Genomic DNA, 12,524 nt, shown 5'->3' with positions numbered 1-12,524 from the left:
AACAGGTGATCGATCAGTACTTACTTACCATGGGTGCACATGTCATCATGTCGCCCTCCTCACTCCCCCAGCTTCTTCAACTCATCCCTCAACCTGGCCGCTTCCTCGAACTCCAGATTCGCCGCCGCTTCGCGCATGCGCTTTTCCATCTCGGCAATCGTGGCCTTGAGGTTGTTGGGCTCGAACTGGGCTTGATCCTCGGCCAGGGCGCGCTTGCGGTCCGCCGCGCGTTTGCCCCGGCCCTTGGCGGTCTTCTCCATCACGCCTTCCAGCACGTCGGAAATGCCGCGCACGATGGTCGTGGGCGTGATGCCGTGCTCCTCGTTATGGGCGATCTGCTTGGCGCGCCGGCGCTCGGTCTCCTTCATGGCGCGGTCCATGGAGCCGGTGATGCGGTCGGCATAGAGAATGACGCGGCTGTCGGCATTGCGCGCGGCGCGCCCGATCGTCTGGATCAGGCTGGTCTCGCTCCTGAGGAAACCTTCCTTGTCCGCGTCCAGAATGCCGACCAGGCCGCATTCGGGAATGTCCAGCCCCTCGCGTAAGAGGTTGATGCCGACCAGCACGTCATAGACGCCCAGGCGCAGATCGCGGATCAGCTCAATGCGCTCCACCGTGTCGACGTCCGAATGCATGTAGCGCACCTTCAGGCCCTGCTCGTGCATGTATTCGGTCAGGTCCTCGGCCATGCGCTTGGTCAGGGTGGTGATCAGCGTGCGATAGCCGGCCTCGGCGGTTTTGCGCGCCTCCTCGATGATGTCGTCGACCTGGGAGTGGTTTTCGCCCTGCACGGGGCGAACCTCGACGGGGGGATCGACCAGGCCGGTGGGGCGGATCACCTGTTCGGTGAAGACGCCGCCGGTGCGCTCCATCTCCCACTTGCCGGGCGTGGCCGAGACGTGGAGCGTCTGCGGGCGCATCGCCTCCCATTCCTCGAATTTGAGGGGGCGGTTGTCCATGCAGCTGGGCAGGCGGAAGCCGTGCTCGGCGAGCGTGCGCTTGCGGTTGAAGTCGCCTTTGAACATGGCGCCGAGCTGCGGGATGGTGACATGGCTTTCGTCCACGAAGACCAGCGCGTTGTCGGGCAGGTATTCGAACATGGTGGGGGGCGGCTCGCCCGGCTTGCGCCCGGTCAGGTAGCGCGAATAATTCTCGATGCCGTTGCAGCTGCCGGTGGCCTCCAGCATCTCGATGTCGAACTCGGTGCGCTGCTGCAGGCGCTGGGCTTCGAGCAGCTTGCCGTTGGCTTCCATCCATTCCAGGCGCTGGTCCAGCTCCGCCTTGATCGACTTGATCGCGGTGTTCAGCGTCGGGCGCGGCGTGACATAGTGGGAGTTGGCGTAGACGCGCACCTTTTCCAGCGAGCCTGTGGGTTTGCCGGTCAGGGCCTCGAACTCGGTGATCTCCTCGATCTCGTCGCCGAAGAAGGAGATGCGCCAGGCGAAATCGTCATAGTGGGCCGGGAAGATTTCCAGCGTGTCGCCGCGCACGCGGAAGGTGCCGCGGGTGAAGGCCTGGTCATTGCGGGTGTATTGCAGCGCGACGAGCTTCTTCATCACGTCGCGCGGGTCCTCGCTGTCGCCCACCTTCAGGTCGAACACCATGGCGGTGTAGGTCTCCACCGAGCCGATGCCGTAAATGCAGCTGACGCTGGCCACGATGATGGTGTCGTCGCGCTCCAGGATGGCGCGCGTGGCGGCGTGGCGCATCCGGTCGATGGCCTCGTTGATGGACGACTCTTTTTCTATGTAGGTATCGGTGCGCGGCACATAGGCTTCGGGCTGGTAGTAGTCGTAGTAGGAGACGAAATATTCCACGGCGTTATGGGGAAAAAAGCTCTTGAATTCGCCGTAGAGCTGGGCCGCGAGCGTCTTGTTCGGCGCCAGGATCAGGGCGGGACGCTGTGTCTTTTCAATGATCTGCGCCATCGTGAACGTCTTGCCCGAGCCGGTGACCCCGAGCAGAACCTGATCGCTTTCCTGCTGGGCGATCCCTTCGACCAGCTCCTTGATCGCGGCCGGCTGGTCGCCCGTCGGTTCATATTCGGAGACGATCTGGAAGGTTTTCCCCCCTTCCGATTTCTCCGGCCGGTCGGGCCTGTGCGGGGTCCAGTTGGCCGGCAGGCTCAGCGGGTCGGAGATACCCCGCAACGCCTCGGGGGCATTACCCTCGCGGATGAATTCGGCCTGGCCCATGTCGGCCATGCCGCCGAGCCCCTCGGCTTCGGTCTCTTCGGTCGCGGGCACGAGGGCGGAATCGTCGGTTTTCAACTTGGCCATGCACGTCAATATGGAGGGCCGCGCGCAGAATTTCGAGGCCTGTACCGCACCGCCGAAAGGAAGCTTTAACGCTGACCGGGGCAGTGTGGGCCGAACCCATTTTGCCGGCAGGTCCAGCCGGCGTGACCGGGCTACCGGGGCAGCATGTCGAACGCCAGCTTTGAACGGATCCGCATCCTCATCCTCGAGGACAATGCGCACATGTCGACCATCCTGCGGAAAATCCTGCAGGGCTTCGGCGTGCGTCAGGTATTCGAGGCGCGCGACGCCGCCGACGCCTTCGAGGCGATGCGCAACTCCAACCCGGATCTCGCGCTGGTCGACTACATGCTGGGCGATGTCGACGGGCTGGAATTCACCCGCCTGGTGCGCACCGCGTCGGACAGCCCGAACAAATATCTCCCCATCATCATGGTGTCGGGTCACACTGACCGCTCACGCATCATGGAAGCGATCAATGCGGGCGTGAACGAATACCTGGCCAAGCCGGTGCGCCCGGTGGACGTCTATAACCGCCTCGTCAGCCTGATAGAGAGGCCACGCCGCTTCGTGAAAGCCACCGGCTATTTCGGCCCGGACCGCCGCCGGCGCCAGGATCCGCGCTATACCGGCCCGTGGCGCCGCTCGACCGACGAGGCCAATCAGGACCCGGCCGACAGCGTCGATTTCGGCTAGAGCATTTTCAGCGAAAGTGGACCCCGGTTTCGCGGTTCGAAAATGCGATAAAACAAAGACTTAGACTCGCGCGGCGGCCAGCAGCGTCTCGACCTCGTCTTCGGTCGTGCACCAGCTCGCCACGAAGCGCGCCGAGCCGTCCGGCCAGGCATAAAAGCCCGCTCCCGCCTCGCGCAGTCTCGCGATCACCGGTTCGGGCAGGTGGACAAACACTTCATTCCCCTCCACAGGGTGGGCCAGCGACGCGCCCTCCAGCGCCGACAGGCCCTCCGACAGGCGGCGCGCGTTCGCATTGGCCTTGCGCGCCAGCTCCAGCCACAGATCGTTGGCCAGCCAGCCTTCGAACTGCGCCGCCACGAAGCGCATCTTGGGCAGCATGTGCCCGGCCCGTTTCTGCCGCGCCTTCAGCTCGCCCAGCCGGTCCTTGACGCTCGGAAACAGGATGACCGCCTCGGCCATCATCGCCCCGTTCTTCGTGGCGCCCAGGCACAGCGCATCGACACCGGCCTTCCAGCTCATCTCTGCCGGGCTGACATCCAGGGTGACGAGCGCATTGGCGAACCTGGCCCCGTCCATATGAACGAAAAGCCCGCGCTCGTGCGCCGCCAGCGCCAGCGCGCGCACATCGTTGACCGCATACGTGCAGCCGGCCTCGTTCAGCTGGGACAGGCTCAGCACCGAAGGCGGGGTGCTGTGCACGAAATCGGCGGGCCATTCGGCGAGCGCCTTGTGCAAGCCGTCCAGTCGCAGGCGCGCATGGTCACCATGCAGGGGCAGCAGCTTCGCGCCGCGTGTGAAGAATTCCGGCGCGCCGCGCTCGTCGCGCTGGATATGGGCTTCCTCGTGACACAGGATCATCGAATCCGCCGGGGCCAGCGCAGACAGCGCCAGCGCGTTCGACGCCGTACCCGAGGTCGTGAACATTACCTCAAGGTCGGTCTCGAAGATTTCCCGCAACCGCTCGGTGACGCGTTCGCACACCTCGTCATTGCCATAGCTGGCCACAAAGCCCTCATTGGCCTGGCCGAGGGCTTTCAGGATCGCTGGATGGGCGGGCGCGGTGGTGTCGGACAGAAAATTCATGGGATCAAAGGATGCCGAGCCGGCCAGTCAGGTCAATGACTCTATCCATCCGGGTCGTCGGGCATCGGAATGCCCTCATTGCCGAACGGATTGGATACGCCCAGATTGTCGCGGCTCCCGGCCTGCGTATCGCGCCCCATCTGACGCTCGAGTGGCGAGCGTTCGATCTCACGGCGCCGCGCATCGGCCACGCCCAGCATCAAAGCCTGAATCCGCGACGGATTCGCGCCCAGCTGATTGAGCTGGAACGCCAGGCGGTCGAGATCGATCAGGAATTGCGGCGGCAATTCGCCCGGCCGTGTCAAGCCATAGGCCGCCAGAGCGCCCTGCGCGGGATTGGGTTCGTCCGGGCAGCCGGCCGCCTGCAGCGTCGCCTCCGAACTCGACAGGCAAAGGCTTTCACGCACGGCCCCGTTAGTGTCGCCCTCCAGCGCCCGCACCAGGAAATCTTCCGGGTCGAGCGTCGGATCGACACGCGCGAGTATGTCGGCAAAGCTGGGAGGCGCCTCGACCGGTCCGGGCGCCCGCGTCTCCCCGGGCTGCGTGGTGCTTACCGGCTGATTGGGGCTGACGGGCGCGCGATCGGGACGTGCTGCCGGTGTGCCTCCGGACGCGGCGGCAGCGGTTTCGCCCTCGCGCAAACCCGGATTGCCACTTCCCGGTGCGGTCAGAACTTCAGCTGCAGCATCGGCTTCCGACGGATCGCCGGTCACGGCCGTCTCTTCGCCGGCCTCCGGCGTGGCGGCGTCGGACGCATCCGGATCCGGTGCCAGCTCAGCATCCTCGGCCTCGGCGGAGGTCCGGGCAGGCGCGTCTTCAAGCCCGGGCTCGCCACCCGCCTCTCCCTCACCGGAGCCGTCGCCCTCCTGGCTGCCGATCTGGGGTTCGTTCAAGGGCGCATCGGTCTGCGCGTTGATGCCAGAGACGGTGTAGACCTGCCCGCGCGTCCCGCCAGCGCTGCGCGCGGCGGACCGGTCAGGCAACTGATAGAGCGGAACGGCCAGGATGGAGGCGAGCAAGGTAGCGTGCACCAGCACGGTGGCCGCACCCGCCAGGATGCGGCGTGCCATCCGGTCCTCGCTCAGGGCCGGCAGACGAAGCTTCGGTCTCATTGCCACGCCTATGACATGAGCGAGACCGGAAGCGGCTTCAATTGAAATTGTCGCTGGGCGCTGCGGCTCCTAGCCGGAGAACAGGCTGGACGAGCCAGCAGCGGTCTGGGCAAAGAGCGTGAAGCAGATCACGAAAGCGAGAACTGCGAAGCCAAGCGAGACCATCCCGTGCGACGAGGTCTGTCTTGCCGCGGCTGCCCGGGCGCGAGTGGGTTCGAACTTTGCCATGTCAGCGTCTCCTCATGCCGGAAAAATCCGGCCGGTCCATGAACCGTACCTGAACACACTCGGTTCCACGCGCGGCAGCTTGACGTCCGCATCGTGGCGCAAACGGGAAAAAAGAAGGCCATTTGGAGGCAGAACGTCCCTCTGTCGCGCTTGTGGACTCCCCGACGAAACGAGTAGGGTCCGCTCGTGCCTCTCCGGCCTTGCCCTCCTCTCACAGCGAGACGACCTCCATGACGCAAATCCCTGTTTCCGATGCCCTGTCGCGCGTAAAGCCCTCTGCCACCATCGCGGTGACCCAGAAGGCGCGAGACCTCAAGGCTCAGGGGATTGATATTATCGGGCTCGGTGCGGGTGAGCCCGATTTCGATACGCCCGACCACATCAAGGACGCGGCGATGGAGGCGATCCGATCCGGCAAGACGAAATACACGCCGGTGGACGGAATACCGGAGCTGAAGCAGGCCATCGTCGACAAGTTCAAGCGCGATAACGCCCTGAGCTACACGCCTGCGCAGGTCAATGTCTCGCCCGGCGGCAAGCCGGTCATCTACAATGCGTTCGCGGCGACGCTGAATGCAGGCGACGAGGTCGTGATTCCCACACCTTACTGGGTCAGCTACCCCGAAATGGTCGCGCTATGCGGCGCGACCCCGGTCTTTGCCGAGGCCAGCGTGGAGCAAGGTTTCAAGCTGAGGCCGGATGCACTCGAGGCCGCGCTGAACGAGCGCACGCGCTGGGTCGTGCTCAACTCGCCGTCCAATCCAACCGGCGCGGCTTACTCTCGCTCCGATCTGGAAGCGCTCGCCGACGTGCTGCGCCGGTATCCCGACGTGCTAATCCTGACCGACGATATGTATGAGCACCTCGTCTATGACGACTTCGAGTTCGTCACGATCGCCCAGGTCGCGCCCGATCTCTACGATCGCACATTGACCATGAACGGCGTCTCCAAAGCCTATGCGATGACCGGCTGGCGTATCGGCTACGCGGCCGGCCCCGAGGCGCTGATCAAGGCGATGGGCAAGGTCATGAGCCAGACCACCTCCAACCCGTGCTCGATCAGTCAGTGGGCGGCGGTGGCGGCTCTGAACGGCTCGCACGACTTCCTGGCGCCGCGCAATGCGAAGTTCAAGGCGCGCCGCGATGTCGTGATGAACGCGATCGGGACGTCACCGGGCCTCAAGGCGCCGATTCCCGAAGGCGCGTTTTACGTATTCGCCGACTGTGCCGGCCTCATCGGCAAGACGAGCGGAGACGGCAAGGTCCTCGAAACCGATCTCGATGTTTGCGATGCGCTCATTGCCGAAGCACGGATCGCCGTGGTGCCGGGCACGGCCTTCGGCGCAGCGCCCGGGTTCCGCATCTCCTACGCCACCTCCGACGACCTGGTCAAAGACGCTTGCGAGCGGCTTGAGGCATTCTGCCGCGCTTGTAAGTAGCGCATAGAAAACCTTTATAGGTTTTAGGGTTATTATCAGTTGGATCGATTGATCGCCCTGATGCATTGTAGATGGCAGATGAGTTAGCCTGCGCCTCGCGCAGGATCGAAAGGAGACGATCATGGATATCAATATGGGACTGTCGAAAGACCAGCGCGAAGAGATGGCCAAAGCCGTTGCCCGCCTGCTGGCAGACACCTACGCGCTCTATTTCAAGACGCATGCCTACCACTGGAATGTGACGGGTCCGCGCTTCCACGACCTGCACGCCATGTTTGAAGAGCAATACACCGAGCTTTGGCAGGCGACCGACGACATCGCCGAACGCGTGCGCGCACTCGGCTACATGGCGCCGATTTCCTACGACGAAATGGCCAAGTCGGCCTCTATCACCTTCGACTCGTCCACGCCGGACGCGTCAACGATGGTGAAAAATCTTGTCGAAGGTCATGAGCAGGTCGTGCGGACTGCGCGCGAAGTCCTGACCCTGGCCGCTGAGCATGACGATGAGGCCACAGCCGACCTTGTCGCGCCCCGGGTCAGCTTCCACGAGAAGACCGCCTGGATGCTGCGCGCTACGGCAGGCTGAGCATGAACTCATGCTGAGGCAAAGACCCCGCCGCGCGACCCGCGGCGGGGTCTTTTTTTTTATGGCCTGAAAAGAAAAGGGCCGACCCCGCATCAGCGGTGGCCGGCCCAGTTTAGCATACCCTATCGGGGAGGAGACGGTATGCGCATTCAAACAACGGGGCGCTGAAGGGGAGGAGTGCGCCGCGCCGTTGTTGGACGGGTATATGCAGGCGCGCTCCCAATTCTACAACAGACGAATAAGAAAGCCCGCTATGCATTTTTGCGGTGCTGCACACTTCAGCCGCGCGTTTGACGCAAAGCTGTCACGATCGAGCGGTCACGCCGGCTTTTCGCCAAGTTGCGCCGCCAACATCAGCAGATCGCGATTGTTGAGCACCGCCATCTGCTCGGAAGCGGTGAGCCAATCGCTGAGTTCTCCCAGATCCCGAGACCGCCGGATCTTCTCGGCAGCCAGGATCTCGGCCTCGACATATCGCCCCGGTGCGGGGTCGGTCAGTTGCGCGCAATGGAAGGCGAGCAGACCGCGATCGGCCACCAGCATCGGCAGGGAGTCAGCGCCGCCTGCATCGCGCCAGATGCCGAGCCGCTCCTGCATGGCGTCCATGACCGGTGCCCGCCGGGGCCGCTCCTCGGGGGTCCTCAGGATTGCCGCCGCGGACAGCCCCGAACCGATTGCGCGCATTCCGCTGATCCATGACAGGATTGGCGACAGAAGCAGGCCCGCAGTCACCGGAGAGGTCCACCAGAAAAGTCCCGGGCTGATGCCCAGCGTGACCGAAGCCAGAACGAGGCCGGTAATGAAATGCCAGGCATGGGCGCGCACTGCAGCCGTGAAGGCGATCGCCCCGCCATCGCGCCGCTGCGGACGCCAGCCAGAGTCACGACCGAGGACGATGTCGAGGATGATATTGGCCTGCGCCAGCATCATCACCGGAGCATAGAGCGCGCTCATGAGCGTCTCGACCAGAACCGACGCGGTCAGCGCCACCGGGCCGCCGTAGCGCATCATGTGACGCGGCCTGACCAGGATCGAGAGCCAGCCCAGCACCTTGGGAACGAGCACGACTGCCATCGCGATGATGAAGAGCTGTACCGCGCGTTCGGAATCAAAGACCGGCCAGGTCGGGAACAGGCCCGGCTCCGCGAAATAATCCGGCTCGCTCAGTTCTGCCTGGACCGCCAGCACCAGGCCGGTGGCGATCAGCGCAAGCCAGACTAGCGCGCTGATATAGCTCATCATGCCCATGACGATATGGATGCGGCTGACCAGGCTGAGGCCTCTCGCGAACAGGAAGCGGGCGTGCTGCATATTGCCCTGGCACCACCGCCGGTCGCGGATGATCACGTCCGACAACGCCGGCGGGGCCTCCTCGTAGCTTTCGGTGAGATCCAGTGCCAGCTCGACCCGCCAGCCGGCCCGGCGGATCAGGGCCGCCTCGATGAAATCATGGCTCATCACCGGTCCGCCAAACGGTGGCTTTCCGGTAAGGATGGGCAAGCGGGCTGCGGCGGCAAAGGCCTGCGTCCGGATGATCGCGTTGTGACCCCAGTAATTGGCCTCCCGCCCGTGCCAGACATTCAGTCCGGCGGCAAAGACCGGGCCGTAGCACCGGTTGGCAAATTGCTGCAGCCGGCCGAACAGGGTGCGGGCGCGCACGATCCGGGGGATTGTCTGGAGCAGGCCAAGCTGGGGGTCGGCCGCGATGCGCCGCGCCAGCGACAGAACGGTACCCGAGCCCATCACCGAGTCGGCGTCAAGCACCAGCATGGCCTCGTACCCAGCGCCCCAGCGCTGAACCCAGTCGGCGATATTGCCCGCCTTCTTCTCGGCATTGTCCGAGCGGCGCCGATAATAAACCGGGCACCCCTCGGGCGCCTGGCTGATGAGACGCGAGAAGATCGCCTCTTCCTCCACCCAGGCCCCGGGGCGGTTGGTATCGGCGAGCAGGAAGACGGCGAAGCAGTCCGGGGCGTCCCGGGCAAGGTCACCGATCATGACCTCCAGCGCCGCCGCGATCCGGGCGGGTTCCTCGTTATAGACCGGCAGCAGGATTGCGGTTTTGGCGACCGAGCCCTCCGCCTGCGCCCGGCGCGCGGCAAGCAAGGCCGGAAAGCCCAGCACGGCCTGAACGGCGGAGAAAGCGACCCAGCCAAAGCTGATTGTGAACAGGACCAGAAATGCCCACTGGGTCAGCGTCAGACCGCCCGCAACATTCATCACTGCATGGAGTTCGTAAACGCCGTAAGCGGTCAGCGTGAAACTGGCTAGGAAAAGGACCGTGCGCGCCAGATAGAGCTCGATTCGACGCGGCAGCGCCCACCCCGGTGCGCGAGTGAACGCGTCATGCACGCGTCCGCGCGGCATCTCGAGTGGCTCTTCGGGCGGCAGGGCGCGCTTGCCCTCAGCCACGGGGCGTCCACCGGTAAAGCCAGGTTTCACCGATCGGGTCTTCACCCGCGAAGGGGCGCACGCGCAGTTCGACCGTCTGCGCATCGCGCGGTTCGAAGGTCAGATACACACGCAAGCCTCCGGTACGCGCATTCTCGGCCACGGTGTACTGCACAGGCAGATCGCGGCCCGCCGAGGCCTCGATGCGGACCTGGTCCGCCGCGATCCGGCGCGGGTTGGCATAGTCGATGACCATTTGCGGCAACCCGCGGTCGAGCGTGCGTCCCACCGCGCTGCGTGTGACCTCGCCGAGACGCCCCGGCAGGCTGACCTGGTTTGGCCAAGACAGATCGTAGGCAAACTCGAAAGCCGCGTTGGCCGGCAGGCCCTCCCGCGGTCGCCAGTAGGCCACGATGTTATCATTGCCTTCGTGCGACGACGGAATCTCGACCAGCTGGACATGGCCGTCGCCCCAGTCGCCGCGCGGCCTCACCCAGGCCGAGGGCCGGGTTTCGTACCGCGCTTCGAGATCCTGATAGGCGCCAAAATCACGCGTGCGCTGGACCAGCCCGAAGCCGGACGGGCTGCGGTCGGAAAACGCGCTCATCTGGAGCGCACGTGGATTGGAGAGCGGGCGCCACAGCCGCTCGCCCCGCCCGGTCTCCATCGCCAGTCCGAGCGAATCGTGAACCGCCGGGCGGTAGTCGGGCTGAGCGGGGGGATCTATCGGCCCGTGCATATACATCGAGGTCAGGCAGCCGAGCCCAACATGGGACAGACGCTCACGCGGGAACAGCGTGGCAGATATTTCCATCTGGGTCGGCGCCCCGGGATAGATCCCGAACCGGTACGCGCCGGTAACCCGGCGACTGTCGAGCAGGCCGTGGACCACGATGGAGTCCACCCCGGCCGACGGGCGTTCGATCCAGAAGGTCCGGAAGATCGGGAATTCCTCGCCGGTTGGCTCGGCGGTATCGATAGCAAGCCCGCGCGCCGACAGCCCGTAATGCTGCCCGCGGCTGACCGCCCGGAAATAGCTCGCGCCCTGGAACACGACGAACTCGTCGGCGATCTCGGGACGGTTGAGCGGGAAGTGAAGCCGGAAGCCGGCGAGTTGTCCGACTCGCGAGAGCAGCTGAGCCACTTCCTCGGAGGGGGTCTCGAACGCGTCTGCATTGGCCGGAACCGGGCGCGCCACTCCGTTTTCCACGATCTGGATATCCACGCCGTTCGCATAGACCGAGCCGGGCGCGAACATCTCGATAGAGAAGCGCGTCGGCGACCGGCCCCATACCGCTGCCTCGCGCTTGTAGCGAATGGCGCGATAGGCATCATAACCCAGCGTGGAAAGCGCTTCAGGCATCGGGGCGGGCGGCACGTAGGCACGCGCAGCCAGCGCCCGCGCCAGCGCGACAACACCCTCTCTCGAGAAGCGCTCCCCCGTCCCCTGCAGAGCGAAGGCGGGCCCGGCAAGAAGGGCGCTCAGCCCCCCGGCCCCGGCAGCCAGAAGCGAACGGCGCGACACAGCGCCGGCGTCAGGTTTGGACGTCTCAGTCACGACTTTAGCTCAGCCTCCACTCCGGCGAATCGTTCCCCCGTGAACGTCGCTCAGCCCGGGGCGCACAATACGGGTAAATCGGGCATGTCTGCGGCGAGGCCGCGATTATCCACAGCCTCTTTCGCTGCCTGCCTAACCGACCGTAAGGAAGCGGTCTTCGTCCCGCAGCAGGAAGAGGGCGATCAAGGCTGCCAGCGTCGGAACGGCAGCCCAGAACAGATGGTTCCCGCCCTCATAGGGCGCGGCAAGCTGCTGCCATGTAGACAGCGTCGAAACCGCATGCATGGCCAGGAGGAGGCCGATAGTGATCGCGCGCCACCTTGCCCAGACCAGAAACGCCAGAACCAGCAGGAGCTGAATCGCGCCAATGGCGTACGCCACACCGACCGGCAGGCCGGAGATGCCGTAGAATCGGTCGAAGATCGCGACCGCGCTTTCCGGTTTGACGAGCTTCTCCACCGCCCAGACGGCGAAGAATGCGGCAACCGAAGCGCGCATGATGAAGAGTGAAAGTGTGAGCCTGGTCATGAAACCACCCCTGCCTGATAACCGGGGGGCAGCCTGTCTCATCGGCGCGTGAGAGGGAAGCGGTATCGCGAGAAGTTGACCGCGTTATCCGGCGCGCGCGCCTGATCCTACTCTGCGGCGATCGCCGAGCGGGCCTTAACCAGCTTCTGGACCTTCTTGACGGCGCGGTCGCGTTTGAGGCGCGACAGGTAGTCGATGAAGACAATCCCTTCCAGGTGATCCATCTCGTGCTGGATACACACTGCGTAGAGATCTTCGGCGATTTCCTCGTGCGCCTCGCCCTCATAGTCGAGATACTCGACCTTGCAACGTATCGGCCGATCCACCTCGTCAAACACTTCGGGAACCGAGAGGCAGCCTTCCTGATACGGTTTGAGGTCTTCGCTCAAAGGCGTGATGACCGGATTGATGAAGACGCGCGGCGCGTTGCGCTCTTCAGACAGGTCCATCACGATTACGCGCTTGTCGACCCCGACCTGAATGGCGGCCAGACCGATACCGTCGGCGGCGTACATGGTCTCGATCATGTCGTCGATCAGCGCGCGCAATGCATCGTCGACCGTGTCCACAGGCTTGGACACGGTCTTCAGGCGCGGATCGGGAACGGTGATGATGTCTCTAACAGCCATAGCCACGAAATAA

At 64.4% G+C, this 12,524-nt stretch carries 11 protein-coding genes; 3 read left to right on the top strand and 8 right to left on the bottom strand.

Annotation, left to right across the window (positions count from 1 at the left end; genetic code table 11):
* Positions 1–59 precede the first annotated feature (59 nt).
* Positions 60–2,279: an excinuclease ABC subunit UvrB gene (uvrB, locus tag PGP17_RS09395; RefSeq protein WP_270375137.1), complete on the bottom strand. Its 2,220-nt coding sequence runs from the start codon at positions 2,277–2,279 to the stop codon at positions 60–62.
* A gap of 144 nt (positions 2,280–2,423) precedes the next feature.
* On the opposite strand from uvrB, the gene PGP17_RS09390 reads away from it, so the two are divergent.
* Positions 2,424–2,954 carry a response regulator gene (locus tag PGP17_RS09390; protein ID WP_135944348.1) on the top strand — a complete coding sequence of 177 codons (531 nt, stop codon included), beginning with the start codon at positions 2,424–2,426 and terminating at the stop codon, positions 2,952–2,954.
* Positions 2,955–3,014: 60 nt separating this feature from the next.
* Here the strand turns inward: PGP17_RS09390 and PGP17_RS09385 are convergent, their stop codons facing one another.
* From PGP17_RS09385 to PGP17_RS09375, 3 genes are all read right to left on the bottom strand, one after another.
* Complete coding sequence (locus PGP17_RS09385) at positions 3,015–4,037, bottom strand: threonine aldolase family protein (protein ID WP_270375136.1); 1,023 nt, start codon at positions 4,035–4,037, stop codon at positions 3,015–3,017.
* A 41-nt stretch (positions 4,038–4,078) separates the two neighbouring features.
* Positions 4,079–5,149, bottom strand: a complete 1,071-nt coding sequence (locus PGP17_RS09380) for a hypothetical protein (protein ID WP_270375135.1) — start codon at positions 5,147–5,149, stop codon at positions 4,079–4,081.
* Between the two features lie 69 nt (positions 5,150–5,218).
* On the bottom strand, positions 5,219–5,377 hold the full coding sequence (locus PGP17_RS09375) for a hypothetical protein (RefSeq protein WP_158291227.1): 159 nt from the start codon (positions 5,375–5,377) through the stop codon (positions 5,219–5,221).
* 230 nt (positions 5,378–5,607) lie between these two features.
* On the opposite strand from PGP17_RS09375, the gene PGP17_RS09370 reads away from it, so the two are divergent.
* Entirely contained in the window at positions 5,608–6,816 is a 1,209-nt protein-coding gene (locus tag PGP17_RS09370; RefSeq protein ID WP_270375134.1) for a pyridoxal phosphate-dependent aminotransferase, read from the top strand.
* 121 nt (positions 6,817–6,937) lie between these two features.
* The gene (locus PGP17_RS09365; RefSeq protein WP_135944355.1) at positions 6,938–7,405 is read left to right on the top strand and encodes a Dps family protein; all 468 of its coding nucleotides are present in this window, start codon (positions 6,938–6,940) and stop codon (positions 7,403–7,405) included.
* Between the two features lie 318 nt (positions 7,406–7,723).
* Here the strand turns inward: PGP17_RS09365 and mdoH are convergent, their stop codons facing one another.
* From mdoH to def, 4 genes are all read right to left on the bottom strand, one after another.
* Positions 7,724–9,817, bottom strand: a complete 2,094-nt coding sequence (mdoH, locus tag PGP17_RS09360) for a glucans biosynthesis glucosyltransferase MdoH (RefSeq protein WP_270375133.1) — start codon at positions 9,815–9,817, stop codon at positions 7,724–7,726.
* Positions 9,810–11,354: a glucan biosynthesis protein G gene (locus PGP17_RS09355; RefSeq protein WP_270375132.1), complete on the bottom strand. Its 1,545-nt coding sequence runs from the start codon at positions 11,352–11,354 to the stop codon at positions 9,810–9,812. The genes mdoH and PGP17_RS09355 overlap by 8 nt, the downstream gene beginning before the upstream one ends.
* A gap of 132 nt (positions 11,355–11,486) precedes the next feature.
* Positions 11,487–11,882 carry a hypothetical protein gene (locus PGP17_RS09350; RefSeq protein WP_270375131.1) on the bottom strand — a complete coding sequence of 132 codons (396 nt, stop codon included), beginning with the start codon at positions 11,880–11,882 and terminating at the stop codon, positions 11,487–11,489.
* 107 nt (positions 11,883–11,989) lie between these two features.
* Positions 11,990–12,511: a peptide deformylase gene (def, locus tag PGP17_RS09345; protein WP_270375130.1), complete on the bottom strand. Its 522-nt coding sequence runs from the start codon at positions 12,509–12,511 to the stop codon at positions 11,990–11,992.
* Positions 12,512–12,524 lie beyond the last annotated feature (13 nt).

This window comes from Marinicauda sp. Alg238-R41, assembly GCF_947331485.1.
GTDB classification, from domain to species: Bacteria; Pseudomonadota; Alphaproteobacteria; order Caulobacterales; family Maricaulaceae; genus Marinicauda; species Marinicauda pacifica.
Note: the sequence above shows the minus strand (reverse complement) of the source record. Positions and strands in the feature narration are given on the sequence as shown.

Coding starts and splice junctions, on each gene's coding strand:
- PGP17_RS09380 (WP_270375135.1), bottom strand. CDS start 5,149: ATGAGACCGAAGCTTCGTCTGCCGGCCCTGAGCGAGGACCGGATGGCA.
- PGP17_RS09365 (WP_135944355.1), top strand. CDS start 6,938: ATGGATATCAATATGGGACTGTCGAAAGACCAGCGCGAAGAGATGGCC.
- PGP17_RS09375 (WP_158291227.1), bottom strand. CDS start 5,377: ATGGCAAAGTTCGAACCCACTCGCGCCCGGGCAGCCGCGGCAAGACAG.
- def (WP_270375130.1), bottom strand. CDS start 12,511: ATGGCTGTTAGAGACATCATCACCGTTCCCGATCCGCGCCTGAAGACC.
- PGP17_RS09385 (WP_270375136.1), bottom strand. CDS start 4,037: ATGAATTTTCTGTCCGACACCACCGCGCCCGCCCATCCAGCGATCCTG.
- PGP17_RS09350 (WP_270375131.1), bottom strand. CDS start 11,882: ATGACCAGGCTCACACTTTCACTCTTCATCATGCGCGCTTCGGTTGCC.
- PGP17_RS09390 (WP_135944348.1), top strand. CDS start 2,424: ATGTCGAACGCCAGCTTTGAACGGATCCGCATCCTCATCCTCGAGGAC.
- PGP17_RS09370 (WP_270375134.1), top strand. CDS start 5,608: ATGACGCAAATCCCTGTTTCCGATGCCCTGTCGCGCGTAAAGCCCTCT.
- uvrB (WP_270375137.1), bottom strand. CDS start 2,279: ATGGCCAAGTTGAAAACCGACGATTCCGCCCTCGTGCCCGCGACCGAA.